The organism is Fischerella muscicola PCC 7414 (genome assembly GCF_000317205.1).
In the GTDB taxonomy this organism is placed as follows: Bacteria; Cyanobacteriota; Cyanobacteriia; order Cyanobacteriales; family Nostocaceae; genus Fischerella; species Fischerella muscicola.
The window spans coordinates 14,456-40,343 of sequence record NZ_AJLK01000146.1 but is presented as its reverse complement, the minus strand read 5'-3'; the positions used below and the strand labels follow the sequence as shown (position 1 = coordinate 40,343).

Sequence of the window (25,888 nt, the reverse complement as noted above, 5' to 3'; positions counted from 1 at the left end):
AGTCAAGAGTTGTTTACTAATGGCTAATGACTAATGACTATTGACTAATGACTAATGACTATTGACTATTGACTATTGACTATTGACTTACTTTATTAGAGGTGAAAGGTAAAATCCAGATGTCATGGGAGATTGGTGGAAGCAATGGCTGATAAACCAAGGTTGGTCTCAGCCTTTGCTGCTTGAGACTCTGGATATTGTTTTAGTACTGGCGCTGACGTACATGATACTAATGATTATCAGTGAGCGCCGGACACTGTGGATGGTGCGAGGTTTTATTATTCTGATGCTGGCATCAGCCATCAGTGGGAAGTTACAGCTACAATTGCTAAATTTTGTACTAGAAAAATTAGTGATTGGCTGTGCTGTCGCAATGGCAGTTGCTCTCCAATCCGAGTTTCGGCGATTTTTGGAACAATTGGGACGTGGCGAATTCTGGCAATTATTTCAACCGTCCCGTCTAGCAGTTCCTAAATCTGATAGTGTAATTGATGAAATAGTCGAAGCAGTCAGAGAACTGTCGAAAAATCGGATAGGTGCGCTACTAATTTTGGAAACGACTGGCCCTATTGATGAACGGGATTTTTCTGTACCAGGAGTAAAACTAAACGCTGAAGTGTCCAAAGAGCTAATACAAACAATTTTTCAACCGAAAACTCTCTTACACGATGGTGCTACATTGATACGAGGTTCTCGGATCGTGGCATCGGGTATAATTTTACCGCTTTCGGGACGTACAGCTTCGCGCCAGTTGGGAACACGCCACCGGGCGGCGATGGGAATAACTGAGCGAGTCGAGAATTGCATTTGTGTCGTTGTATCTGAAGAAACAGGTTCTATTTCTTTAGCGGAAAAGGGAACTCTAAATAGACCACTGACGATTACGAAGCTGAAAGAGTCTTTAGAAGCGAGATTTTCACCAACTGTGGATCGGGAGGCTGTTGCCCCTGGTTTGATCAGTTTGGGTCGTCAGATTCGTAGTCAGGCCTTAGCATTGGTTTCACGTTTACTCGGATTACCATCGACCGCATCGCGAGACAAAAAATGACAGCACAACAAACTGAACTGCAATATCTGCCTCCTGACTTAAAACGAGAACTACTGCCCAAGCACGTTGCGGTGATTATGGATGGCAATGGTCGATGGGCAAAGCATCAAGGGCTACCCAGAATTATGGGTCATAAAGCTGGTGTTGATGCCTTAAAAGATTTACTTCGTTGTTGTAAGGATTGGGGGATCGAAGCCCTGACGGCTTATGCATTTTCTACGGAAAATTGGGGAAGACCGCACGAAGAAGTTGATTTTTTGATGACTCTATTTCAGCGAGTTTTGCGTCAAGAACTGCGGGAAATGGTGGAAGAGAATGTGCAAATTCGGTTTGTGGGTAATTTGAGTAGCTTACCGCGATCGCTGCAAGCAGAAATTAGCCGTGCGATGGAAGAAACGAAAGATAATTGCGGGATCAAGTTTACGATCGCTACCAATTATGGCGGCAGACAAGAAATTATTCAAGCTTGTCGAGCGATCGCCCAAAAAGTCCAACAAGGTTTACTCCAGCCAGATGAAATTGATGAAGCGACGTTTGAACGTCATCTTTACACCATCGGTATTTGTGACCCTGATTTATTAATTCGCACCAGTGGAGAAATGCGAGTTTCAAATTTTCTTCTCTGGCAAATAGCCTATTCAGAAATATATATAACCGATACTCTCTGGCCTGATTTTGATCGCCATGAATTCCACCGCGCTTTGTGTGCGTATCAGCAACGGGAAAGAAGGTTTGGGAAAGTGTGAGGGGTGTGAGGGGTATGAGGAGAAAATATTTATCTCTCAAGAAACACAGGGGGTATAGGGGTGTAAGGGTGTAGGAGAAAAATTGTGTTTATTTCATATGTTGCTAGTGGTATTCGCCGCTAGTGTAAGGCTCACTTCAAGCACATCTCCACTCCTCACACTCCCCCCACTCCTCTACTCTTCTTCACTATGGTCCGGAAAACACAGCCTGTTCTACATCTCGCCGACTCAAAGAATATTTAAAGGCGCGTTGGATATCTTGTCCATTTTCTCCTACGTTGAGATATCGAACCACAATTTGCTCAATGTCTAACCAAAGTTCTGCTTGCCAACTAGGACGCTGTACGCGCCAACAATGTAGTTGCATTTCATCTTGTTCACAACCTTGTTCTCTTAACCACTGCTCGATTTGAGGAAGAGGGTGATTATATAGTGGTGTGTCAGAAGGGGGAAGAGACATAACAATTAAAAATTAAAAATAAAGAGTTGTAATATCAATCCTACAGGTTGGAAAGCAGCTTCACCACGAGTTAAGCCAATGGTGATCGCTAACAGTAAGCAACCTAAAAATGTTAAACCCAGGATAAACAAAGCGAAGATTTCACCAGATGAGAGGGGGCGATCGCTAGCATCAAGATAAGCTGATTTAGACCAGTCGTAGGAACGGGAAACGGGACGATTTAAATCGGGAGGTGCTTGAATTACTCCAAACCGAGAATAACCAATTTTTAGGTCATAACTTAACCGTCGTTCTGGGTTACTTAGGGTAGCGTAGGCTTCGTTGAGTTGCTGAAATTTGGCAGTGGCGACAACTGTAGGTAAGCTTGTAGTATCAGGATGATAGCGTTTGCTCAATTCCCGATAAGCACGACGGATCTCGATTGGCGATGCACTCGGATGCAGTCCTAGCAGAGTATAGTATGTATTCTCGCTGCTTTGTGACATTGCACCATTCTGATTCACGGCTGTTTGATTCACCTAGCGCTAAACTTTTTTCTAATATTTTAAACTTACTCTGTAACTCCTGGTCCAAGCAGAGGGGGTGGGGAGGTGGGGGGTGTGTAGACATGCTTTGCGGGGCTTAAGGTAGGGTGGAGTAGTAAATAACCAATCAACCACTAACTACTAACTACTAACCAATATACAGACGTGCCATGGCACGTCTGGTACAACCACTAACAACCAACAAACAACAAACAACAACCTTATGAAAATAAATCAGCGCGGGGTTTAAAATTTTCAATCTGCCGTATTTTTTCGTATAATTGCCGTTCTTCTTGGCTAATATTTTTAGGAGTAACTATTTGAATTTCTACTAATTGGTCGCCGCGTTTACCTTTGTCGGTGGGATAACCCTTACCAGCTAAACGTAATCTTTGTCCAGACCTAACTCCGGGAGGTATGGTCATTTTCACCAAACCATCAAGGGTTGGTGCTTCAACTTGACCTCCTAATACAGCTTCACTGGGAGTAATGGGGATTTGACAGTGAATATCTGTGCCTTCTATTTTAAAAAGAGGATGAGGTTCGACGGTAATTTTTAAATATAAATCACCGCCATTAATGCCTTGATTTCGGAGACGAATCGTTTGACCTGTTACCATCCCTGCGGGCATTTCTACTTCTAGCGATCGCCCATCCTCTAAGCGAATTCTTTCCAAACCACCCTGATAAGCTTTTTCTAGGGGTAGAGATAATCTTGCTTCAATATCTCGCCGGGTAGGGCGTTGGTTTGGGGTGTATGCAACTTTTGTTCTCGGGGTACGGAAGGGATCGGCATTGGTAGTATTGGCAGTCGTAGATGTGGCGTTTCGACCTGTTTTGACACCAATGACTTCATTAATAAAGGTTGTAAAATCCGAATAATTACCAGGGTTTACATCCTGAGTACCGCGACCATTGCTACGGCTATCCGCGCCCCAAGGTTTTTTCTGTGCTTGTTTGTCGAAGCCTTTTTGCTTCCAGTAGCGACTAAATTGGTCGTATTGGGCCCGCTTTGTAGGATCGGAGAGAATTTCATAAGCTTCACCGATATCCTTAAATTTTTCCTCTGCTGCTTTGTTCCCTGGATTCAAATCTGGGTGATATTGCCTAGCTAAGCGTCGGTAATTTTTTTTAATTTCTTCATTGGTGGCATCTTTAGATACTCCCAAAACTTCGTAATAATCGCGAAAATTCCGCAAATTCTGCATAATCAGTTATGATTAAAGATTTAGTTTTTAAGATAGTTGGTAGTTGATTGTTGGTTGTTGGTAGTTGATTGTTGGTTGTTGATAATGAATGATCAATTGTTAGCGGTTGGTAGTTGTTGGGGAAAACAAATAACCACTAACCATTAACCACTAACTATTACTAATTACCTATCAATATTGACTAAATCCGAAATTCAAATCAATATTTATCACCTTTTTCTAACTAAATATTCAGTATTTTGCATTAGCAGTACATCTCAATAGCGAAGGAGTGATAATTTTTTACCTAACAAGCTTGATTACCAATCATCGTCATCATCCCAGTTATCTTGATAGGTGGGGCGAGAACGGCGTGAAGAACCACTGTTGTCAAAGGCAGAGGAACGACTGTCTCGGCCATAGCTTCTGTCGTAATCTCTGCTGGGACTGCGATCGTAATCTCTGCTGGGACTGCGGTCGTAATCTTTACTGGGACTGCGGTCGTAATCTTTGCCGTAGCCTCGGTCATAGTCTCTGTCATAGTAATCGCGATCGCGGAAAGTGTCTCTAGGATAATCCCGGTCTTTATCACCACCACCTGTAAAAATGTCTTTGATCGCACCCAACAAATCGTCATCTTCTTCTTCAGCGTAGTACTGGCGGACTTCGCGGTTGAGGTCATACAAGGCATCTTGTAGGTCGGCGTAAGCTTGATCTATGCCGCGATCGTCATTTTCTTTTAAACTCTCGCGCAGTTCCCGACAGATGTTGTCAATTTGTTGACGACGGTTGCGGGCAAATGCCATACCAAAATCTAGTGCTACTTCCCGTAATTGTCTTTCGGCTTGTAAAATCAAAGCCTCAGCCCGCGTACGTTTTTCAACTTTTTCTTTACGTTGTCTGTCTACGTCAGCAAATTTCTCGGCTTCTCGAATCGCTTGTTGAACTTCACTTTCACTCAAGGTAGAAGCACCTTGAATTGTAATACTCTGCTCTCTACCTGTGGTTCTATCTAAAGCAGTTACCTGTAATATGCCGTTAGCATCGATATCAAATGCTACTTGAATTTGGGGAATACCGCGAGGTGCTGGGGGGATACCGTACAGCTTGAATCGCCCTAAGGATTTGTTATCTGCTGCCATTTCCCGTTCACCTTGGACTACGTGAATTTCCACAGTGTTCTGGTTATTTTCTGACGTGGAAAAGATGTCAGAACGGCGGACAGGAATAGTAGTGTTGCGGGGAATTAGTACTTTCTTGACGCCACCTATAGTTTCCAGTCCCAAAGATAAGGGTGTCACATCCAATAACAATACATCCTTGAGTTCGCCAGCGAGAATTCCCGCCTGAATAGCCGCACCCACTGCTACAACTTCATCAGGGTTGACGTTTTGATTGGGTTCTCTGCCAATCATCGCCCGTACTAGCTGCTGTACCATAGGCATCCGTGTAGAACCGCCTACTAGTACAACTTCGTCAATATCATTAGGGGTGAGTCCAGCATCTTTTAAAGCGCGTTTGACAGGGACACGTAACCGCCCTAACAAGTCATCGCATAAGCCTTCAAACTGGGAACGAGTCAGGCGAGTTTCTAAGTGGACAGGTCCTTCTTCCGTAGCAGCGATGAAGGGCAAGTTTATTTCAGTGACGCTGACAGCAGAAAGTTCGATTTTGGCTTTCTCCGCAGCTTCCATCAAACGCTGCAAAGATTGTCGTTCTCTTCTTAAATCTACTTTTTCTTGTTCGAGAAATTGTTCTGCTAACCAATCGACTATTTTTTTATCAAAGTCATTACCACCGAGTTGAGTATCACCACTGGTAGCTTTCACTTCAAATACACCGTCACCAACATCTAGGATGGAAACGTCAAATGTACCGCCACCCAAGTCAAATACTAAAATGGTTTCCGTCTCACCGCGATCCAAACCGTAAGCCAAAGAAGCAGCAGTTGGTTCGTTAAGAATTCGCAAAACTTCCAGACCAGCAATTCTCCCAGCATCCCGCGTTGCTTGCCGTTGGGAATCATTGAAATAGGCGGGAACGGTAATTACTGCCCCTGTGACGGGTTCCCCCAAGTATTTACTGGCATCTTCTGCCAATTTCTTGAGAATCATTGCCGAAATTTCTTCTGGGGCAAAATCTTTATTTAAACGGGGACAAACAACTTTAATATTGCCAACTTCATCTTTACGAATGGTATAAGGTACACGCTTCGATTCTGGACTCAGTTCACTGTACCTACGTCCCATGAAACGTTTAATTGCAAAAAAAGTATTTTGAGGGTTGAGGACAGTTTGTCGCCTCGCCATTTGCCCTACGAGGCGTTCGCCGTCTTTGCTAAAGCCAACTACGGAGGGAGTTGTTCGCATTCCTTCTGCATTGGCAATAACCACCGGCTTGCCACCCTCCATGACGGCGACTACAGAGTTAGTTGTACCCAAGTCGATGCCTACTACCTTGCCCATGCGTTAAGTTTCTCCTAGTATTTCTATATAAATTTTTTGTTTAGAACTAATGCTTGATTTATTGTATCTTGCTGTTGATAAATACACCTTCAACCAGGTTCGCTGTTAGCATCTTGTGAATTTAAAACACCAACTGGAAACTCATCTTACTCAAATAGTCCGCGATCGCGACCCTTACATGGCAAGTGCTGGCCATTTTTTTGTTCAAGAATACATTCGCGCCTCATTTGCACAGTGGGGGAGTGTGGATATCCACACCTTTTATGTGGGTGGTAAAGCTTGCAAAAATCTCGTCTTGAACTTACCTGCTGCTGTGGATTCACAAAAAAGAGACTTGCCACCAATTTTAATTGGTGCCCATTATGATGCTGTGCCTGGTTCTCCAGGAGCTGATGATAATGCTACAGGTGTAGCAGTGTTACTAGAGTTAGCAAGGATGTTTGCAACAGAACCAATCAAATATCCCCTGCAACTTGTAGCTTTTGATATGGAAGAATATGGTTTATTAGGTAGCATTGAGTATGCAGCGAAGTTACAAAAAGAACAGCAACCACTACGCTTAATGATTTCTCTCGAAATGTTAGGTTACTGTAACTCTAACCCTGGTTCCCAAATTTACCCGCCACCTTTACAACATATTTATCCTAGTCGTGGCGATTTTATTGGTTTAATTGGTAATTGGCGAACCTTAAGAGATTTAATCAGCATTAGCCGCAGTATTCGGAAAGTTGGTGTAGCAAGTCAGTGGCTACCAGTACCTAATAAAGGTCATATAGTCCGGCAAACTCGACAGAGTGATCATGCCCCTTTTTGGGATGCGGGTTATCCAGCAATTATGATTACAGATACGGCTTTTTTGCGAAATCCCCACTATCACAAACCTAGTGATACAATTGCCACCTTAGATTTAGATTTTCTGACTGGTGTTTGTCAGGGTTTGGAAAAGGGAATTCGACGGTTGTGAAGGCAGAGGGCAGAAATCAGAGGGCAGAAGGGACGTAGTATGTGGAATCAAACCCCAACCAAGTGGGGTTTTAGACCTAGATGGGCTGAATTTAGTAATTATCAGACTTTTTCGGTGTGCGATCGCCTACTAGAAATCAAGCTAATAAAAGCGACAATTAAACCTGTCCACCAACCGAAACTAGTCACCATGAAAACCAAAGCTATGGAGATTGACCTAGCGATCGCAGCAAAATTTGTCCAATTGGTACTTAGCTGTATCAATCAAGAGTATCCCCATAGCGGTATTTACTGGTTTGATAGCAATGAAGATATCAAGCCACCACGGGAATTAACACCTGTTTTTTATGGTTGCTTGGATTGGCATTCAGCAGTGCATGGACATTGGTTACTCGCACGTCTAACTCGTTATTTTCCTGAAGCCTCCTTTCAGACAACAGTGAGGGAAGCCCTTACTCAAAGTTTCACACCCGAAAAAATTCAAGGGGAAATTGCCCATCTACACAAACATCCCTACTTTGAATGTCCCTATGGTTTTGCATGGCTATTACAACTGGCTGCGGAACTGCGTGAATGGAATGATACCCAAGCCAAAGAATGGCTAACTGTGTTAGAACCCCTAGAAACCTTGGTTGTAGATAACTTACATCGTTGGCTGCAAAACCTTGAACTACCCAACCGCACAGGTACGCATAGTCAAACAGCGTTTGCACTTGGTTTAATTATGGATTGGACACGAATCAGCAAAAATGATAACTTTGCTAATTTGATTGATAACAAAGCACAAAAATTTTATTTGAGCGATCAAAATTATCCATTGCATTTTGAACCATTGAGCTATGATTTTATCTCTCCCTGCCTGGCGGAAGCTGATCTGGTGCGGCGAATTCTTTCACCAACAGATTTTGCCAACTGGCTTACTGATTTTCTGCCACAATTACCTGTCGATGAGTCAGTAGATTGGTTACAACCCATAAAAGTAACTAATCCTCAAGACTATTTACAATCTCATTTTCATGGTTTAAATCTTAGTCGCGCTTGGATGCTTGAAGGAATAATCTTTGGTTTGCCTGATACAGATCCTCGAATAGAAACTCTTCGTGCTGCTGCTGTTCTACATCGTCAAAGTAGCACAATCGATGCCGTCAGTGAACACTATTCTAGTAGTCACTGGCTGGGGACTTTTGTAGTTTACTTGCTAACAGGTCGTGGGTTGTGTTGATGACCGAAGAAGTTTGTAAGGGTATGAGGGTAGCCCCTACACTCCTATTTTTGACGATAAATCTAAAAACTTCCTGAATATTGTGCGTCAAAAACTGCTGCTGGTACTTTTATCGTATAAGTGTCAAACTATGTCAAGATAACATCAACACATAGACGCTTTTAGTCATAACTTCTAAACTTATTAGCATGTAAGGTGAACGTAATGTTGGGTCACAAGCTTCGTGGACGTTACCAAATTGTCCAACAACTGGGATTAGGAGGAGGATTTGGGGCTACTTACATCGCGTGTGACACCGACCGCCCGGGTAATCCTAAGTGTCTGGTTAAGCAGCTAAAACCAAGAACTAACGACCCGAATACTCTACAGATAGCACAACGCTTCTTTAAGCAAGAGGCAGAAATTCAAGAAGAATTAGGCAATCATGACCAAATTCCGCGTCTTTTAGCTTATTTTGAAGAGAATCAAGAATTTTATTTAGTACAAGAATTTATTGAAGGTCACGACCTCAGGCAAGAATTACCTCCATTAGCTAATAGACTAACTGAAGCCGAGACAATTAAGCTGTTGACGGAAATCCTAGAAGTTTTAGCCTTTGTCCATCGTCAAGGAGTAATTCACAGAGATATTAAACCTGCCAATATCATGCGACGACAAGACGGAAAAATTGTCCTGATTGATTTTGGTGCGGTGAAAAAGGTCAGAGGTCTGGAAGTTAATCAACAGGGACAAACTGTCACCGTGGCTATTGGTACTCTTGGCTACATGCCCAGTGAACAAGCAGCTGGTGAACCACAATTTAGCAGCGATGTTTATGCCGTAGGAGTGATTGGTATCCAAGCCTTAACAGGCATATATCCTGACCCTTCCCAAGGAAGCAAACTACCAAGAGACCCCCAAACTGGAGAAATTGTTTGGCGTGACCAAGCGCGGGTTAGCCCTGAGCTAGCTAATATTCTAGATAGAATGGTACGCTATCACTTCGGTGGACGTTATCAGTCAGCGGATTCAGCACTACAAGCACTAAGACAAATCTCACACTCAAATCACACTTTTACACAGGGGCAAACAAGACTCCCATCGATTCTGAAACTTCGTTCTTCCACATCTGGTTGGAAATGGTTAATTCCTGTAGGCATAGTTGCAGTGCTTGCTAGTGTAGTTATAGCAATTCGACCTGGGCAGGAACCAGAAAAGTTTATACCCTATGAGAATTCTAATTATGGTATAAAAATCAAATATCCAGCCAGTTGGCAGCTACAAATCAAAGAAATTGATGTTTTAGGCGTTACTGAAGTAGTAACGTTTATATCTCCAAGACAAAGTGATACAGATAAATTCCAAGAAAAGTTAAATGTAGATATTGAGAAGTTTTCTGGAACATTAGCTGAGTCTAAAAAATTATTTGTTGATGAAATTAAAAATACTCTGCCAGAAGCCCAAATTATAAATACGAGTTCAACAACTTTGGCATTCAAACAAGCAAATCAGATCATCTACACAGGTAAAGACGAGGATACTAAGTTAAAAAATTTACAAATTTGGACTTTAAAAGGCGATAAAGCATACATAATTACTTATACAGCAGCGGTAGATGATTATGATGAATTTATTAAAACCGTGAATGAAATGATCAAATCTTTTGAAATTAATTAGATCATTGTCCTATCTTTTTTCTAAACGTAAATTTCTCCGCCGGCACAGCCCAACTTAGGCGAACAATCTGTTCATGCAATTTTTGATCTGCTTCGGAACCATCAGCAAATACTGAAGGAATATCCCACAAAGGATATGCGTGCATTCCATTCACACCGACTACTTCACCCTGATGATTGAGGAGTGGCCCTCCACTCATACCTTTTTGAATATCATTTGTGTAGCCAATTTGATAACCACCTTCTAAAGCCTTCGGTAATATTAGTGCTACTTTACCAGTTGTAAAGGTAAAGCCTTTGTCTTTTCCGTCATCTCCATAGGGAAATCCAGCAGCAAATACTTCATCACCTATGGCAGTGTTAAAAGCTATGGATGCCACAGTATAATTTCTATCTAGGCTACGAAACTGTAATATTGCTAAATCATTAGTGCCAAACTTGACATTTGCCAGCAAATTCGCAGACCAGATCCGCCCATCCGGTGTTTGAATCCGATAGGGAGGATCATCAGCACGCAATACATGGGCGTTAGTCAAAACTGTATAAACTGAGTCTTGCTTTTTTAGCAGAATTCCTGAACCTAAGAATTCTTTTGACATCACTTTCACAGTCATAGCTTGAGCTGTATGGCGTATTTGTTCTATTGACAATCGATTTTGCTGCGTAGTGTTTAGACTGTTACAGTTAATATTGGTACACTTTGGCGAATATCTCAGATATACTGCCGATACACAAATTATAAATAACAAGCCAGTAACCAATGTTACTGACTTTTGGTTGTGCCATTTCATTTGCCATTGCCCCTTTTTATAGGGGTTGGAAAATTCAAGTCTGTGAACACTTAATAAAAACTTAGCAATATTGACTACATAATTACCTAATTATAAACCCATTAGGGTGTGCTACTGTTTTCCGGATTAGGATTACTTGATTCAACAGTAGCACCTTGAATATAACTATCAAATTCAACGCTAAACGGACTATTATTTTTTTTGCCTCTAGATACGAACGCGTTTCCAGATGCCAAACCACGACGATCCATGAGCATTTTTAAAGCTTTTTCTGGATTGACATTACGGTTGAGAGTGAATAACAAAGTACTGTCCGTACAAGGATCACTTTGTTTGATGGCGGCACATACAACCGGTTGTCCTTTGAGTGTCCCAGTGTTTATACGTCTGAGCATCCCATTATCATAATTTTTTTGAAATCTGCGGGCTACTTCTTGACAACGCACTTGCGGAGTCCAATTTGATGAAAAGTAGTTGGTGTGTAACCAGCGAATCATTGCCACATTTCTACCATCTTGAGTACGAGCAAAAGTTGCAGGTACACTTTGATTACGGTATTTACTCGTACCACAGTAGAAGCTTGTACCTTGGGCGTAAGTTGGCTGATGAATGATTGTAGCGGTGGTGAGTGTCGCCAGCGAGGTGACTACTACCTTTGTCAAACCTTGATTAAATAACCCCAGCTTCATAAGTAATAAAGTTGATAGAATAAAGAGGGTTAACCTGAACTTTGGTGAGTATTATATCTAGTTACTAGTTGAAGATACAGCATTTCGGAATCACGGTTACACATATCAGTAATAATCAGGCATTTTGATAAAGATTTTGTAAAGGTGAGCATCTCTTTCCGAGAAGCCCTACTCTACCTTGAAGCCCGGCTTCTCGAAGAGTACCCGGAGGGCATAAGGTCAGGGTAGGGGGACTGCTGAACCCGAAGGGTGGACTCTTTCCCCGGCATAAAGTACCTGACGTCACGTGGCGTCCAAGACTGCGACTCCCTTCACCGCTGCGCGTCTACGGGTATTCTGCGAGAAGTTGCTTACACGTCTACGCCAGGTAATACCACATGCTTTTGTTGGGGAACGCGTCTACGCCAATTACTCTAAGTTTTAAAAGTTGCGTAAAAAGTTAGAATTTTCCCTATAAATATCTAAAATACGAAACTCTATCCCTCTATGGATAAATTGCTGTGTAACTGCAAAAGAGTAAGAATTACTTACAAAATTAGCAATGATGTGCTGTATTTAACATTTCAACTTTTAATTTTTAATTTTTAATTGCTATGTCGCTCCCTTTTCTGAATCAGTATATTCGCACTGTCTGGCAACCAAGAAGAGGTTTAGCGATCGCAGAAGCCTGTATTATTGGTCTAGTTGCCGCCCTCTGTGCTGTATGCTTAAAATTTGGTTCGGGATGGCTAGGAACATGGCGAGTTCATGGTTCCCAAGTTTTGCCAGCATGGCTATTCCTACCAGCAGTTGGTTTAGGTTTCGGGTTTCTGGCTGGATTATTGGTAGAAAGATTAGCACCAGAAGCTTCTGGTAGTGGTATTCCCCACGTGAAAGCTTCTCTTGCTAATATACCAGTCAAGCTTTCGTGGCGAGTAGCAATTGTGAAGTTACTCAGTGCCATGATCGCTTTGGCTTCAGGAATCACTTTAGGTAGGCAAGGCCCGACTGTGCAAGTCGGGGCTGGTTTGGCAGCAGGGATGAGTCGCTGGGTTCCCACATCCCCAGATCATCGACGGCAAATGATTGCCGCTGGTGCGGGTGCAGGTTTAGCAGCAGCTTTCAATGCGCCCATTGCTGGTGTTTTGTTTGTGGTAGAAGAGTTACTTCAAGATTTATCGGGGCTAACATTAGGAACTGCAATCATTGCTTCATTTATTGGTGGTGTTGTTTCCCGTCTGTTGGGTGGTCGTAGTTTGCTATTGAACTTGGAATTAACTCGATCTTCTAGCAGTTTTTCGATTATAGAAATTCCTTTTTACCTGGTTTTGGGTGTTTTAGCAGGATTACTGGCAGCATTATTTAATCGTGGATTAATTGAAAGTATCAAAATATATCGAAGATTACATATTAGCTTACCCCTCAGGGTGGCTTTGGCTGGATTTATTTCAGGTATAGTAATTGCCTTTTTACCACCATCTTTCCGTGATAATACGGGATTAAGAGAATTTGTGATCGCTGGTCAGGCCAACGCACCTATAGCAGTGATCGCCTTTTTGGTTCAATTTCTCTTAACCTTGGTAGCATTTGGCTCAGGGGCGCCAGGAGGGTTATTTGCGCCTAGTTTGATTTTAGGTTCTTGTTTGGGTTATATCGTCGGTGTCGTTGAATTCCAGTTATTTGGATTAGGTTCCCCAACTACCTATGCTTTGGCAGGTATGGGAGCATTTTTTAGTGCCGTCTCGAAAGTACCAATCACAGCGATCGTGATTGTCTTTGAAATGACAACAGATTTCAATCTGGTGTTACCCTTAATGATTGGCTCTGTCACATCCTACCTGGTTGCTGACAAACTGATGCCAGGATCGCTGTATACCAAACTTTTACACTTAAGCGGCATCAACATCGAAAACGCACCTCCCGTTGAGGGTGCATTGACTAAGTTAACAGCAAAAGATGTCATGCAGCGCCGGGTGGAAACCCTGGATGCAGAGATGTCTGTGGAAGAAGTAGTACAAGCTTTCTCTCGTTCTCACCATCGAGGATTTCCTGTAGTTGAACAAGGTAAATTGGTAGGAATTGTCACCCAAACTGATTTATTAAAAATACGCGATCGCAACTTAGCAAAAGATACTCCCCTACGGGAAATCATGACACCGCAGCCAGTGACAGTCACGCCCACCCATAATTTAAGCAATGTGCTGTATTTATTGGATCGTCATCAAATCAGTCGCTTGCCAGTAGTAGAAGGGCGCAGAATCATTGGTATCATCACTCGTGCTGATATTATTCGGGCAGAAGCCGACAGTCTCAACTGTCAAACTAGAGAACACGGGCCACAACCAGAACCTTCTTACGTTGTTTATCAAACGCGATCGCCTAGCATCGGTAGAGGTAGATTATTAGTACCAGTTGCCAACCCCGAAACAGCCGCCACACTTTTACAAATGGCAGCTGCGATCGCCCGCGATCGTCACTACGAAATAGAATGTCTGCAAGTAATCCTTGTTTCTCGTCAAAGTTCTCCAGCCGAAACACCTGTTAGGACAGCCAAAAGTCGGCGATTACTGCGAAACGCCGAAGTTTTAGGCAAAAAATGGAAAATTCCGGTGCATACCCAGATCCGAGTTACTCATGATATTGCCCATGCAATTTTAGAGACAATCCAAGAAAGACACATTGATCTTATTCTCATGGGGTGGAAGGGCAGCACTTCCACCCCTGGTCGCATTTTTGGTGATGTTGTGGACACGGTAATTCGGCAAGCCACTTGTGAGATGGTGTTAGTGAAGTTAGGGAAAACTCAAGAGTCAATCATCAATAATCAAAAACTCTCCCTACTTCATCTTTTCCCTACTCCTCCCCTCTCTCACTCTCCATCTCCCCATCTCCCCATTCCCCCATCTCCCCATCTCCCCCTCCCTCCTCCCCAATTCAACAGTTGGCTAGTGCCAATGGCTGGCGGTCCCAATGCTAGGGCAGCGATTAAATTACTACCTGCTTTGGTAACGCTTGGAAATGACCCAAAAATCCGCCTCACCCGTGTATTTAAACCATCCGAATCAGAACCAGACATGAAAGTTTTAGAAGAAGCTATTCGGATGCTTGTCCGTCGCCAGAAATCATCCAGCACTGTAGTAGCTGCACCCGTGCAAGCAGATTCTGTCACCGAAGGAGTAATCAACCTAGTAAAAACCGAACATTATGATGTAGTTGTTTTGGGTGCTTCCCGCGAGGGATTGCTACAACAGGCCATGAAAGGGAATATTCCCGAAGCGATCGCCTCTGGTGTAGACAGTACCGTGATTTTAGTCAGGGGAGCGATAAATAATTGAATCTAAGTCTGATTTGGCGACAAGGGACTTGCAACTTAAACTCATAACGACTATGATTTAATTAAAACAGTTAAATCAAAAATCCCAGATATGGACAGCCTTGTTATCGGTGCGATCGCCAGTTTAGGCGCGGGACTGGCGACAGTAGTAGGTGCTTTACCGATTTTGTTACCCATTAATCTAACGCAACGAGTACAAGGAATCATGCTGGGTTTTGGTGCAGGAGTGATGTTAGCAGCGACATCATTCTCATTGATTTTACCGGGAACCGAGGCAGCTATTGCTCAAGGAGCATCCAAACCCTATGCAGCTTTGACTATTGTCATTGGCATACTATTAGGTGGAGTTTTTTGCAACTAGTCCATAAGTTTTTACCCCATGAACATTTTTTTAAGGGGAAAGAAAACTGTAATGGTGCAAATTTGCAGAAAATTTGGCTATTTATTGGCGCAATTACTATCCATAACTTTCCTGAAGGTTTAGCTGTGGGAGTAAATTTTGGCAATCATAATATTACAGAAGGAATTCCCGTTGCCTTGGGTATTGGTTTACAGAATATTCCCGAAGGTTTAGTTGTAGCATTGTCTTTGGTTGCCGAGCGTTATTCAACAAATTATGCTTTATGGATTTCTTTGTTGACTGGTTTAGTTGAGCCAATTGGTGGATTGATTGGTGCTGGATTAGTGAGTATTGCTAACTTTATCTTGCCTTGGGCGATGGCTTTTGCTGCCGGAGCAATGTTGTTTGTCATCAGTGATGAAATTATTCCCGAATCTCATCGCAAAGGTTTAGAAAAAGAAGGAACAATCGGTGTGATGATTGGTTTTGTAGTCATGATGTTTTTAGATATCACCTTAGGGTGAAAAGATAACAATTATTAATTATGTGGTGATGAAGAGAAATACATGAAGACGTAATTATGATCAAATCAAAGGACAAACATATGAACTTTATTCGCTTTGAACACATTAACCTATCTTGTAAAAATATAGACGACAGCAGAAATTTTTACCAAACTTTGTTTCCTGATTGGTACATACGTGCAGAAGGTGTATTTAATGGTCGTCGTTGGATGCATCTTGGTGATCGCCAATTTTATTTAGCTTTAAATGATGAAAATCATCAAGAACGTGTCCATAATGCTTACGAAAACACTGGCATAAACCACGTTGGTTTTGTGATTAAAGATGGCGAAACCATGAAAAAGCTGCTTGAGGATAAAGGCATTGAGTATTACACAATGTCAGCACCAGAAACCAAGCATAGAATTTATGTCAATGACCCCGATGGTAATGAGATTGAGCTAGTAGAATATAACCAAAACTATGCTCTGAGGTAATTAATTTGAAGGGTGTGCTAGCTTTCGTTAACACACCCACATTATCAAGATTGAATAATCAGAGAACTAACGATATGGATACACCAAATCAGCTAAACAATCGCATAAGAAATTGATACGATTGTATAGCTTCACCTAATAACTCATAACCAAATCGGGGCAAGGAAATGGCTTGCTAAACGAGAAGGCTTGCACAGTTGAACCATAAAGTTGCAATAGTTCTAGTCTTTCCTTCGCTTCTGCGACTGTAGGGGTGTGTCCTGCGGGAATCCACCACAGTGCGATATTTGGTTGGTGAGATTTTTCAAACCAACGACGGCGATCGCGCATGATACTTGCGTGGTCGCTACGATAAACGTAATCTAATAAAGCTTCTAAAGATTTCCAAACAGTGAGAGTGATGAGAATCCGCTCATCCTCAAAAGCACGAATACTGGTAGCATCGTCTGCACCCTCACTACGTAAACGCCACACGAATCCAGAATCAGCATCAGCGATCGCATTCACTCTACTGATTTGAGCGACAAAATCAGCCATCTCCGGGGTATCGAGTGGCGCACGTAAAATGGCAGTATTGACCTGGGCAAGATGGTACTGCTCTAGCTTCATAAGTTGCACCCTCAAGATGCTCTTGCATTGATTTTGTTAAAACTTTCTCATAGGTCATCTATCCCAAGTAGTATTTTTACAAAAAATTAGTAAAAACTCAAGAAAGTATAGAATAAATTGTGTTGTAGCAAACATTTCATTGGCAATATTTATTGTGAGGACGCAAAGCTTTGCACCCTCACAAGTATTTGGTTAATTTGATTGACAATTGCTTTAAGAAAGAACCTTGAATTTCAAATATAAAATGGTCTGAAATACTCAAAAACCTGATTTCGATAGATTTAATTAGCCCAAAATCCCGCCCTCAAATAAATTTGGGACTAATAACCAAAACTCACTCCAAGTGGGTTGAAGGGTTTATTCAATAAGTCTACTTAAAGTAGACTTAGGTTATTAGGGTGCGGTTTACTTGCGCTCAAGTGATTGTTTAGTCTGACAATATTTATCGAACTCCTGGGAGACTAGAAAGTTTTTCTTAAGGCATAATAAATGCTGTTTGTTGGAAGCTCAGGTTAAAAAAATGCCCAAATTTGGGACAAAATTGTGTGCATTGATACGATACAGAAATAATAAATAAGATAGTATTTCAAAGCCCTTTACTTTTGTAATCTTAGCGGCGCTGTCCGCTAAAAAAACCACCAGAGCGCTGGGGAATTTACTTGTTACTAATTGCGATTATTATTTATTAATCGTATAAACTTGCTAGTTGAACAAAATTGTTGCAACAAAATAGGTGATTTCCTTCGCCCTGGTGATTTACTTAATTTGTGTCGCGTATAATTCTTTGAAAATCTTCATCGTTGGCAAACTTAGCAAAATTCTTGACTACATCTTTTCTCATATCTGGGTCTAGTTTCAAAGCCTCAGCCAAATATTCTAAGCAGTTATTCTTATCACCACACGCTGCATAACTCACTGCTACACGATACCAAGCTTCCTCAAAATCTGGTTCCAATTTTATTGCTTGTTTATAAGCTGTAATTGCATCTAAATAATGCTGGTGTTTTTCCAAAATTTTACCAAATTCGTACCACCAATCAGGATGAAATGATTCTAAAGCAATCTCCTGGAGTTAATGCTTGTATCTCTAGCCAAGCAATTCTGCCGATACTAATTATTGAAATCATTAACGACCAACTCAAGAATATTTCACAGATTGAACATTCACCGCACCGTAGTCCTGTTAATTTTTGCGTTTACTTCCGTGTGGATTCATCGCTTATTGCCATCAACCGAAGAAACCCAGCCTTCAGATGGAATAACTTTTATCTCAAAGTGCTTAACCCGAACTCAGGTTATTTATCAACAGATGTTGAATTGCTTCAGTTTCTTTTTGCGATCGCAACAAACTCATCTAGATTGCGAAAACTACCTCGCTGGGTTGAGGGATCATTGCACCAAAAATCTTAACTTTTGTAAATATGCAATCTATTTAGCTTGATTTTGGGAAAAAGCCATGAAAGCAAACAAAGGCATTTTACGAAAAGCTTTGTTCAGTATAGTTGGTGTGGGTAGCCTATTTGCCTTGTCTGCCTGTGGTCAACCTAACGCAGAAAATACTACCCCTTCCGCACAAACACCCACAGAAAATACTTCACCCGTAGCTGAAGTAACTCCCACAACCACTGCACCCGCAACACAAACTCCTGCTGGTACAACTGCAAACAAAAACTTTGCAGAACTTGCCCAAGCAGCAGCCAGCCAAGGATCATTTAAAATTTTGACACAAGCAACAAAAGCAGCAGGTTTAGAAGAACAACTAACAGCACAAGGGCCTTACACAGTCTTTGCACCTACTGATGCTGCTTTCAACGCATTACCACAGGGTACTTTAGAAAATCTCCTCAAACCAGAAAACAAACAACAACTAGTGCAACTTCTCACCTATCACGTCATTCCTGGACAAGTCACCTCAAGTCAATTGACATCTGGAGACGTAAAAACAGTTGAGGGTACTCCTGTGACAATCGATGTTAATAGTACTGCCAGAACAATATCAGTTAACGGTGCGAAAGTTACTCAAGCCGATATCTTGGCTAGCAATGGTGTTGTTCACGTAGTTGATAAGGTAATTTTGCCTCCCAATTTTCAAGTAAGTCCTACTTCTAGTAGTTCACCAAATTGATTTTGACAGTTTGGCTAGATCCCCGACTTTTTAAAAAAGTCGGGGATCTGACGTCTGGCAAGCTGTCAAAACTTGTGTGGTAGAGTACTAGTCCAACACCACAATAGTTAATTTCATCAAATTAAAAAACCGGGGAACATAATTGTTACCCGGTTCAGTCTACTAGGATGAGAATCCTCAGCTTAGGGACACCTTACTGCTGTGTCCCTATTTACTTATTTGTCTAAATTACAGAGCAACAGTTTTCTTGATAGCAGCACTGAGTTCGCCTTTAGCATACTTAGCAGCAAACTCTTCCAAAGAAACCTGCTTAATCTTACTAGCATTGCCAGCAGTTTCAAATTGTTGGTAGCGTTCAGCACAGACTTTTTGCATATACTTAATAGAAGGCTTGAGGAAGTGACGGGGGTCAAATTCCTTAGGATCTTTTGCCAAAGCTTCCCGCACAGCAGCAGTAATTGCCAAACGGTTGTCGGTGTCGATATTTACCTTACGTACACCACTCTTAATACCCTTTTGGATTTCTTCTACAGGTACGCCGTAGGTTTCAGGAATAGCACCACCGTACTGGTTAATCAAAGCAATCAAATCTTCGGGTACGGAGGAGGAACCGTGCATTACCAAGTGGGTGTTAGGCAAACGGCGGTGAATTTCTTCAATGCGGCTGATTGCCAAAATTTCACCAGTTGGTTTGCGGGTGAACTTGTAAGCACCGTGGCTAGTACCAATCGCAACAGCCAAAGCATCTACTTGGGTTTGCTCAACAAAATCAACAGCTTGGTCAGGGTCGGTTAACAGTTGGGAGTGATCAAGTTTACCCTCGAAACCGTGACCATCTTCAGCTTCGCCCATACCAGTTTCTAGAGAACCCAAGCAACCGAGTTCGCCTTCAACGCTGACACCCAAAGCATGAGCAACTTTTACTACTTCACGAGTGACATTAACGTTGTACTCATAGCTAGCTGGGGTTTTAGCATCAGCTTCCAGGGAACCATCCATCATCACGCTGGTAAAGCCGTTCTTAATTGCTGAGTAGCAAGTGGCAGGCTCGTTACCATGATCTTGGTGCATAGCAATGGGAAGATGGGGATAAGTTTCCACTGCTGCCAAAATCAAATGACGCAGGAAGTTTTCACCAGCGTATTTACGAGCGCCACGAGAAGCTTGCAAAATCACGGGGCTATCTGTTTCATGGGCAGCTTGCATAATCGCTTGAATCTGCTCCATGTTGTTCACGTTAAAAGCTGGAATACCGTAATTGTTTTCAGCCGCGTGATCCAACAGCAGCCGCATTGGCACGAGCGCCATAGATAGTCCTCCTAATTGTGTTGTCAGCTAGTCGGTTTGGAATCTAGCGTAAATAAATATTACGCCAATCTTAAGAAAATATTGTGAGCCTATAGGAAATTATAACTAGTGATGGGTGATTTCTGTAGAAAAACTTTGCCCTATGGCTCAACATAAACCTACCTAATAGTTGTCTATCTTTATTATCTATCTTTTTTATATGGGTCGCCTGGGATTCGAACCCAGAACTAATCGGTTAAAAGCCGAGTACTCTACCTTTGAGTTAGCGACCCGTTGCTAAGCAATTTGCAACTTCACCACTATATCACATATAGCTAGGAATTTGTAAAGGGGTTTAGAAAAATTTTGCCGAAATGCTCACATTCGCTGTACAAGTGGCTCCTGGTTGCAAAACTGTTAGATGTTCACCACTGTTGATGGCGTTACGGGGCGCACTCCAAGGTTCTAGACAGTAGAAGTCTTTGCCCTTGAGTGTCCAAAACACGAGCGTAGAAAAGATATTGTCGTATTTCAGCGTCAGTTGTAATTTCCGGCTGTTGTCAATCACACTAGCTGATTGACTAGCTAGTTGTTTAAATGCCACATCGATTTCATCTTGATTGAAATCAAATTTACCTGCAAAAGAGTGAATTTTCTTGCTTCTTTGGTCTTGGTATTCTTGAGCAGGAATCTCAAACTGCAATTGGGTTTTATCCTGGGTGAAAAAGTAAGGATGAAACCCAAAGGAAAAGGGCATTGCTTCTAAGGAGAAATTTGTATACTGTTGCTGGATTTCTAAGGTATTGCCTTGGATTCTATAATTAAAAATTAGCTGAAAATCAAAAGGATAAACTGCTTGTGTTTGTTCATTGCTATTAAGAGTAAGACTCAAACTCACTGCATCTTGAGTAACTTGATCAGTTACTTGCCAAGGTAAATCACGAGCGAAACCATGTTGTTTTAAGGTGTACTGCTTACCGTTGTAAGTGTAAGTATTTTCCGGTAAATTGCCGCAGATGGGGAACAAAATCGGGATACCACCCCTAACACTCAACTCTGGGTTAGCAAAGCGTTCTGTATCTAGGTAGAGAATTTCTTGCCCTTGAAGACGCCAGCGAGTGATGATACCGCCGCGTTCTGGAACAACTTCTAGCAGAGAGTTGGCGGTTTGAGTGAGAATATAGGTTTTGTATTGTTTTTGTTGAATAGAGATAGAAAACACTGCTTTGGAATGATGAATTATAAATGACGTCTAAAGTGAATTGAAGAAGCAATATCAGGTTTTTTGGCAATTGTCTAGATTTTGATTTTAATAAACGAACACGTGCAAGACGATGTAGACACCCCTAAGGGCGGCTTAAGGCAGGGTACACCATAATCTATCTGTGTTCATCTGTATTCGACCTTAAAAACATGATTTTTGCCATAGTTTTAATTCACATTAGGCGTAAAGAATGAATTATGAAGTTATGAAATGTCTCAGCATTCATAATTCATAATTCATAATTTCTACTAGTCTTCCGCAAATACGTAGCGATACAGTTCGCTTGGATCTGGTTCAGGGCTACTCTCAGCGAACTTCACCGCTTCTTCTATTTCTTGCTGGATTTTGCGGTCAATCTCTTTTAATTCTTCCGTTGTCGCCAGGTTTCTTTCTGTAAGATAGGCAGCAAATTTCTTAATTGGGTCGCGGGCAAACCAAAATTCTTTCTCATCCTTGCTGCGTAATTCATCTGGATCTGCCAAAGAGTGACCCCGGAAGCGGTAAGTCAGTGCTTCAATCAATGTTGGGCCTTCACCTGCGCGCGCACGGGCTACAGCTTCCTGGGCCACTGCACGCACTGCCATGACATCCATACCGTCTACTTCTACACCCACCATGTTGAAGACGCTGGCTTTTTTATAAATCTCGGGGTCGGAAGTTGCCCGTTCATGAGCCATACCAATAGCCCATTTGTTATTCTCAACGACGAACAGGACTGGCAATTTCCACAGCGCAGCCATATTTAAGGTTTCAAAAAACTGACCGTTGTTACAAGCACCATCGCCAAAAAAGCAAGCTGTAACTTGATCAGCACTAGGATCACCCAGCACTTCTCGGCGGTATTTACTTTGAAAAGCTGCCCCAGCTGCTACAGGAATACCTTCTGCGACAAAAGCATAACCACCCAGCAAACGATGTTCAGCAGAGAACATATGCATGGAACCGCCACGTCCTTTACTGCAACCTGTGGCTTTGCCAAATAACTCTGCCATTACTTCTTTTGCTGGTACTCCCGCACTCAAAGCATGAACGTGATCGCGGTAGGTACTGCAAACAAAATCTTCTCCTGGTCGCATTGCTCCTTGGATCACACCTGTGGAGACTGCCTCCTGACCATTGTACAAGTGGACAAAACCAAACATTTTGCCCCTGTAATACATTTCGGCACATTTGTCTTCAAAGGTGCGTCCTAGTACCATATCTTGATACAATCGCAGTCCTTGTTCTCTGTCAATCTGCGCGGTAGCAACGTCAAATTTGGGTAAAGTGCGTTCTTGAACCATTACTTTTTAGTATCCCTGTAGTAACACTTAAAGTTACCATTTTTAAAAGAATTGGATAATTTAGACTCGAAAAACGAGTTAAAAATTAAACAGTCCTTTGCTATTACTGTTTTATGTTTTTTCTTGGAGGAGTTAAGATAACAACCCTAGACCCAAGACTATCAACCAGGATAGCTTGCTTTCTGCATAGCCATTAACAAATTAAAAAATTGAATCTTTTATATTTTTACTTCCCTAGATAATTGCCATAAATATCTAACTATGTTATACTTCGGTTCGCTCGCCAGCAGCGGCAAACCTATGAAACGGCGTCTGTCTGATGGCATGTTTGGAAACTCTGTTCAGAAGCAGGCGCAGGAATGTTTAACTCCTACATTCCAGCCGGGAAAAAATAGTAAATATCTGCCAACAGAATATGATTGGTGCTGCTCTCGAAGAAATTGGAGGGGCAGAATAAAACTTGTTGCAAAACACACTTGTTGTGTGAAAACAACGAGTTATTATTATGGCACGGTTTTACACTCTTGGAATGCTCTCTTAGAATTATGTCGATCGCGCTGCAGGGGAAGTAGGCTGTGCGAATCCCGCTAGATTACTACCGAATTTTAGGACTGCCTTTGGCAGCAAGTGAGGAACAATTGCGGCAGGCGTATAGCGATCGCCGACAGCAATTGCCGCGACGCGAGTATTCTCAGGTAGCGATAAACTCTCGCAAACAACTTATTGAAGAAGCTTACGTGGTTTTATCAGATCCCAAAGAACGCAGAGCCTACGATCAAATTTATCTTGCCCATGCCTATGGTTCCGAGAGGGAAAACAATCCTACCGTAGCAGTGGAAAACCGTGCTGCTGACCATGACTCGATTGAGTCTCAAGGTCTCAGCATCGAAATTAACCCAGACGAATTAGCAGGTGCTTTGCTGATTCTGCAAGAGTTAGGAGAATACGAACTAGTACTAAAGCTAGGTCATCCGTACCTGACTAACAATAACAGTACTGGTGTCCAAGCAGGCAAAACTTCAGAAACTAGCGAATTTAGTAATATAGACTCCCAAAGAGCAGATGTTGTTCTTACAGTTGCGCTTGCTTGCCTAGAACTAGGTCGAGAAGAATGGCAACAGGGTCATTACGAAAATGCAGCTGCTTCCCTAGAAACAGGCGATCAGTTATTAGCACATTTTGGTCTCTTCCCAAATGTGCAAGCTGAAATTCAGGCAGACCTTTACAGACTGCGACCGTACAGAATTTTAGAGTTACTTGCCTTACCCCTAGAAAAAACTGCCGAACGCAAGCAAGGCTTACAATTACTACAAGATATCTTAGACGATCGCGGCGGTATTGATGGCACAGGGAATGACTACTCTGGTCTCAACATCGATGACTTTCTACGCTTTATCCAGCAACTGCGTAACCACCTCACAGTAGCAGAACAACATCAATTATTTGAAGCGGAAAGTAAGCGTCCTTCTGGCGTAGCCATATACTTGGCTGTTTATGCATTGATAGCACGCGGATTCAGCCAACGTCAACCAGCTTTGATTCAGCAAGCAAAACAGATGCTGATCCGCCTGGGCAAGCGCCAAGATGTGCATTTAGAACAGTCTTTATGTGCTTTGATGTTGGGTCAAACAGAAGAAGCTACCCGGGCTTTAGAACTGAGTCAGGAATACGAAGCCTTAGCTTTTATTCGGGAACATTCTCAAAACTCTCCCGATTTGCTTCCAGGCTTGTGTTTATACGGTGAGCATTGGTTGCAAAACGATGTTTTTCCTAACTTCCGAGATTTAGTCAAGCAGCAAGCTTCCCTGAAAGATTATTTTGCTGACCAGCGGGTACAAACTTATCTAGAACAGCTACCCACGCAGCCAGAAACTAATTATGAAGGGTCAACAACTAACCAACCTTCACATTCTCCAACCGAGATCAATCCTCAAAGTTACCGCAACGACCCTAATATAGTTTACCGACAATTTCCCAATAGTAGAACCAATTCAGCAAAATCTCCACTCCATTCATCTTCATCCTCTCCGACATCACCAACCCATTCACCCACTGAGGATACAAGAGTAGACATGCCCGTTATTCCCGTTTCTGGTGTGGAACGTGCAAGCAGAAGTAATAACTATTACATGAATGGTTCCGCGAGACCTGGTGTACCCCCTCAACCACAAACCCCAAGAAGGCGCACATCCAGCCCATCTGCTCATTCCAGAGGACACAACAGAGAGCAACGTCCACCTGCTACTTCACGGCGGAGGCGTTCTGCTTCTCGTAGGGGCAATACCAAAATGCGGTTACTTTGGGTGGTGGTGACTACTTTGGCAAGTCTATTAGTTTTATGGTTGGCGATTTCAACAACTGTAAAATTCGTACATAACGCATTGAGACCAGCACCAACTCTACAAGGTTCACAATTATCAATCCAAATAAATGAACCACCATTAACTATTCCTGACCGTAACAGTAAACCTCAGTTTCCCACAGGAGCTATAACAGAAGCGACAGCAGAAGAAGTGATTCAGACTTGGTTAGCAACTAAATCTGCTGCCTTAGGGCCAAATTATGAAATTGATAGTTTGGAGAATATTTTGATCGGCTCAGCCCTGACTCAATGGCAACGAGTTGCCCAACAAGACAAAGCTGATAACCGTTATCGCAAGTATGAACATAGCGTTAAGATAGAATCTTTAGAAATTGATCCTAAAGATCAGGAACATGCTGCGGTGCAAGCTTCGGTAACAGAAGCAACTAGTTTTTATGAAAACGGTTTACTAAACCAGCAGAAGTCCTCTAAAGAAACGGTGCGAGTTAGATATAACTTGGTTCGCAAACCTGATGGATGGCGTATCCGGGAAATATCGGTTTTGAATAAAGTTAGTTAATTGTTGGTGGTTGCTTGTTAGTGGTTAGTGGTGAG

22 protein-coding genes, 1 tRNA gene and 1 pseudogene are annotated in these 25,888 nt (G+C 42.3%); 12 read left to right on the top strand and 12 right to left on the bottom strand.

What is annotated here, in order from left to right; translation table 11 throughout:
• Positions 1 to 124: 124 nt before the first annotated feature.
• Both cdaA and UYI_RS0122795 read left to right on the top strand, forming a co-directional pair.
• A complete protein-coding gene (gene cdaA / locus UYI_RS0122800) occupies positions 125 to 1,048 on the top strand; it encodes a diadenylate cyclase CdaA (protein ID WP_016868986.1) in 924 nt (307 codons plus the stop codon).
• A complete protein-coding gene (locus UYI_RS0122795) occupies positions 1,045 to 1,794 on the top strand; it encodes an isoprenyl transferase (protein ID WP_016868985.1) in 750 nt (249 codons plus the stop codon). Before cdaA ends, UYI_RS0122795 begins: the two co-directional genes overlap by 4 nt.
• A gap of 187 nt (positions 1,795 to 1,981) precedes the next feature.
• Here UYI_RS0122795 and UYI_RS0122790 read toward each other — a convergent pair whose 3' ends face one another.
• The 4 genes from UYI_RS0122790 to dnaK all read right to left on the bottom strand — a co-directional run bounded on the left by UYI_RS0122790 (position 1,982) and on the right by dnaK (position 6,430).
• On the bottom strand, positions 1,982 to 2,254 hold the full coding sequence (locus UYI_RS0122790) for a DUF3143 domain-containing protein (protein WP_016868984.1): 273 nt from the start codon (positions 2,252 to 2,254) through the stop codon (positions 1,982 to 1,984).
• Between the two features lie 5 nt (positions 2,255 to 2,259).
• On the bottom strand, positions 2,260 to 2,739 hold the full coding sequence (locus UYI_RS0122785) for a J domain-containing protein (protein WP_035138981.1): 480 nt from the start codon (positions 2,737 to 2,739) through the stop codon (positions 2,260 to 2,262).
• A gap of 260 nt (positions 2,740 to 2,999) precedes the next feature.
• Complete coding sequence (locus UYI_RS0122780) at positions 3,000 to 3,986, bottom strand: DnaJ C-terminal domain-containing protein (RefSeq protein ID WP_016868982.1); 987 nt, start codon at positions 3,984 to 3,986, stop codon at positions 3,000 to 3,002.
• A 299-nt stretch (positions 3,987 to 4,285) separates the two neighbouring features.
• The gene (gene dnaK, locus UYI_RS0122775) at positions 4,286 to 6,430 is read right to left on the bottom strand and encodes a molecular chaperone DnaK (protein WP_016868981.1); all 2,145 of its coding nucleotides are present in this window, start codon (positions 6,428 to 6,430) and stop codon (positions 4,286 to 4,288) included.
• Between the two features lie 115 nt (positions 6,431 to 6,545).
• On the opposite strand from dnaK, the gene UYI_RS0122770 reads away from it, so the two are divergent.
• The 3 genes from UYI_RS0122770 to UYI_RS0122760 all read left to right on the top strand — a co-directional run bounded on the left by UYI_RS0122770 (position 6,546) and on the right by UYI_RS0122760 (position 10,271).
• Positions 6,546 to 7,394 carry a M28 family peptidase gene (locus UYI_RS0122770; RefSeq protein ID WP_016868980.1) on the top strand — a complete coding sequence of 283 codons (849 nt, stop codon included), beginning with the start codon at positions 6,546 to 6,548 and terminating at the stop codon, positions 7,392 to 7,394.
• Positions 7,395 to 7,583: 189 nt separating this feature from the next.
• Positions 7,584 to 8,615, top strand: a complete 1,032-nt coding sequence (locus tag UYI_RS0122765; RefSeq protein ID WP_026086124.1) for a DUF2891 domain-containing protein — start codon at positions 7,584 to 7,586, stop codon at positions 8,613 to 8,615.
• Between the two features lie 204 nt (positions 8,616 to 8,819).
• Entirely contained in the window at positions 8,820 to 10,271 is a 1,452-nt protein-coding gene (locus tag UYI_RS0122760) for a serine/threonine-protein kinase (protein WP_016868978.1), read from the top strand.
• A gap of 1 nt (position 10,272) precedes the next feature.
• Here UYI_RS0122760 and UYI_RS0122755 read toward each other — a convergent pair whose 3' ends face one another.
• Positions 10,273 to 11,061 carry a S1 family peptidase gene (locus UYI_RS0122755; protein ID WP_026086123.1) on the bottom strand — a complete coding sequence of 263 codons (789 nt, stop codon included), beginning with the start codon at positions 11,059 to 11,061 and terminating at the stop codon, positions 10,273 to 10,275.
• A gap of 101 nt (positions 11,062 to 11,162) precedes the next feature.
• Positions 11,163 to 11,750: a COP23 domain-containing protein gene (locus UYI_RS0122750; protein ID WP_016868976.1), complete on the bottom strand. Its 588-nt coding sequence runs from the start codon at positions 11,748 to 11,750 to the stop codon at positions 11,163 to 11,165.
• 593 nt (positions 11,751 to 12,343) lie between these two features.
• Between UYI_RS0122750 and UYI_RS0122745 the strand changes: the two genes are divergently transcribed.
• From UYI_RS0122745 to UYI_RS0122735, 4 genes are all read left to right on the top strand, one after another.
• Entirely contained in the window at positions 12,344 to 15,064 is a 2,721-nt protein-coding gene (locus tag UYI_RS0122745) for a chloride channel protein (RefSeq protein ID WP_016868975.1), read from the top strand.
• Between the two features lie 90 nt (positions 15,065 to 15,154).
• On the top strand, positions 15,155 to 15,424 hold the full coding sequence (locus UYI_RS40390; RefSeq protein WP_235148001.1) for a ZIP family metal transporter: 270 nt from the start codon (positions 15,155 to 15,157) through the stop codon (positions 15,422 to 15,424).
• The gene (locus tag UYI_RS33240; protein ID WP_235148000.1) at positions 15,415 to 15,927 is read left to right on the top strand and encodes a ZIP family metal transporter; all 513 of its coding nucleotides are present in this window, start codon (positions 15,415 to 15,417) and stop codon (positions 15,925 to 15,927) included. Before UYI_RS40390 ends, UYI_RS33240 begins: the two co-directional genes overlap by 10 nt.
• Before the next feature lie 80 nt (positions 15,928 to 16,007).
• On the top strand, positions 16,008 to 16,403 hold the full coding sequence (locus UYI_RS0122735) for a VOC family protein (RefSeq protein WP_016868974.1): 396 nt from the start codon (positions 16,008 to 16,010) through the stop codon (positions 16,401 to 16,403).
• 135 nt (positions 16,404 to 16,538) lie between these two features.
• Here UYI_RS0122735 and UYI_RS0122730 read toward each other — a convergent pair whose 3' ends face one another.
• Together UYI_RS0122730 and UYI_RS0122725 are read right to left on the bottom strand one after the other, a co-directional pair.
• Positions 16,539 to 17,012 (bottom strand): DUF3291 domain-containing protein, encoded by a 474-nt coding sequence (locus UYI_RS0122730; RefSeq protein WP_016868973.1) that lies wholly within the window; start codon positions 17,010 to 17,012, stop codon positions 16,539 to 16,541.
• Between the two features lie 760 nt (positions 17,013 to 17,772).
• Positions 17,773 to 18,075 carry a tetratricopeptide repeat protein gene (locus UYI_RS0122725; protein ID WP_081589255.1) on the bottom strand — a complete coding sequence of 101 codons (303 nt, stop codon included), beginning with the start codon at positions 18,073 to 18,075 and terminating at the stop codon, positions 17,773 to 17,775.
• A 50-nt stretch (positions 18,076 to 18,125) separates the two neighbouring features.
• On the opposite strand from UYI_RS0122725, the pseudogene UYI_RS35170 reads away from it, so the two are divergent.
• Together UYI_RS35170 and UYI_RS0122715 are read left to right on the top strand one after the other, a co-directional pair.
• Positions 18,126 to 18,274, top strand: a pseudogene (locus UYI_RS35170) (IS982 family transposase); the annotation flags it as partial.
• A gap of 194 nt (positions 18,275 to 18,468) precedes the next feature.
• The gene (locus UYI_RS0122715; protein ID WP_016868971.1) at positions 18,469 to 19,137 is read left to right on the top strand and encodes a fasciclin domain-containing protein; all 669 of its coding nucleotides are present in this window, start codon (positions 18,469 to 18,471) and stop codon (positions 19,135 to 19,137) included.
• A gap of 228 nt (positions 19,138 to 19,365) precedes the next feature.
• Here UYI_RS0122715 and fba read toward each other — a convergent pair whose 3' ends face one another.
• The 4 genes from fba to pdhA form a co-directional block, all read right to left on the bottom strand.
• Entirely contained in the window at positions 19,366 to 20,445 is a 1,080-nt protein-coding gene (fba, locus tag UYI_RS0122710) for a class II fructose-bisphosphate aldolase (protein WP_016868970.1), read from the bottom strand.
• A gap of 200 nt (positions 20,446 to 20,645) precedes the next feature.
• Positions 20,646 to 20,717 (bottom strand) — tRNA-Lys (locus UYI_RS0122705).
• Between the two features lie 62 nt (positions 20,718 to 20,779).
• A complete protein-coding gene (locus tag UYI_RS0122700; RefSeq protein ID WP_016868969.1) occupies positions 20,780 to 21,646 on the bottom strand; it encodes an aldose epimerase family protein in 867 nt (288 codons plus the stop codon).
• A 290-nt stretch (positions 21,647 to 21,936) separates the two neighbouring features.
• The gene (gene pdhA, locus UYI_RS0122695) at positions 21,937 to 22,971 is read right to left on the bottom strand and encodes a pyruvate dehydrogenase (acetyl-transferring) E1 component subunit alpha (protein ID WP_016868968.1); all 1,035 of its coding nucleotides are present in this window, start codon (positions 22,969 to 22,971) and stop codon (positions 21,937 to 21,939) included.
• 575 nt (positions 22,972 to 23,546) lie between these two features.
• Between pdhA and UYI_RS0122690 the strand changes: the two genes are divergently transcribed.
• Positions 23,547 to 25,853, top strand: a complete 2,307-nt coding sequence (locus UYI_RS0122690) for an IMS domain-containing protein (RefSeq protein WP_016868967.1) — start codon at positions 23,547 to 23,549, stop codon at positions 25,851 to 25,853.
• Positions 25,854 to 25,888: the final 35 nt, after the last annotated feature.

Coding starts and splice junctions, on each gene's coding strand:
- UYI_RS0122790 (WP_016868984.1), bottom strand. CDS start 2,254: ATGTCTCTTCCCCCTTCTGACACACCACTATATAATCACCCTCTTCCT.
- UYI_RS0122715 (WP_016868971.1), top strand. CDS start 18,469: ATGAAAGCAAACAAAGGCATTTTACGAAAAGCTTTGTTCAGTATAGTT.
- UYI_RS0122745 (WP_016868975.1), top strand. CDS start 12,344: ATGTCGCTCCCTTTTCTGAATCAGTATATTCGCACTGTCTGGCAACCA.
- UYI_RS0122730 (WP_016868973.1), bottom strand. CDS start 17,012: ATGAAGCTAGAGCAGTACCATCTTGCCCAGGTCAATACTGCCATTTTA.
- fba (WP_016868970.1), bottom strand. CDS start 20,445: ATGGCGCTCGTGCCAATGCGGCTGCTGTTGGATCACGCGGCTGAAAAC.
- UYI_RS0122760 (WP_016868978.1), top strand. CDS start 8,820: ATGTTGGGTCACAAGCTTCGTGGACGTTACCAAATTGTCCAACAACTG.
- UYI_RS40390 (WP_235148001.1), top strand. CDS start 15,155: ATGGACAGCCTTGTTATCGGTGCGATCGCCAGTTTAGGCGCGGGACTG.
- UYI_RS0122735 (WP_016868974.1), top strand. CDS start 16,008: ATGAACTTTATTCGCTTTGAACACATTAACCTATCTTGTAAAAATATA.
- UYI_RS0122785 (WP_035138981.1), bottom strand. CDS start 2,739: ATGTCACAAAGCAGCGAGAATACATACTATACTCTGCTAGGACTGCAT.
- pdhA (WP_016868968.1), bottom strand. CDS start 22,971: ATGGTTCAAGAACGCACTTTACCCAAATTTGACGTTGCTACCGCGCAG.
- UYI_RS0122765 (WP_026086124.1), top strand. CDS start 7,584: ATGAAAACCAAAGCTATGGAGATTGACCTAGCGATCGCAGCAAAATTT.
- cdaA (WP_016868986.1), top strand. CDS start 125: ATGGGAGATTGGTGGAAGCAATGGCTGATAAACCAAGGTTGGTCTCAG.
- dnaK (WP_016868981.1), bottom strand. CDS start 6,430: ATGGGCAAGGTAGTAGGCATCGACTTGGGTACAACTAACTCTGTAGTC.
- UYI_RS0122795 (WP_016868985.1), top strand. CDS start 1,045: ATGACAGCACAACAAACTGAACTGCAATATCTGCCTCCTGACTTAAAA.
- UYI_RS0122750 (WP_016868976.1), bottom strand. CDS start 11,750: ATGAAGCTGGGGTTATTTAATCAAGGTTTGACAAAGGTAGTAGTCACC.
- UYI_RS0122780 (WP_016868982.1), bottom strand. CDS start 3,986: ATGCAGAATTTGCGGAATTTTCGCGATTATTACGAAGTTTTGGGAGTA.
- UYI_RS0122755 (WP_026086123.1), bottom strand. CDS start 11,061: ATGAAATGGCACAACCAAAAGTCAGTAACATTGGTTACTGGCTTGTTA.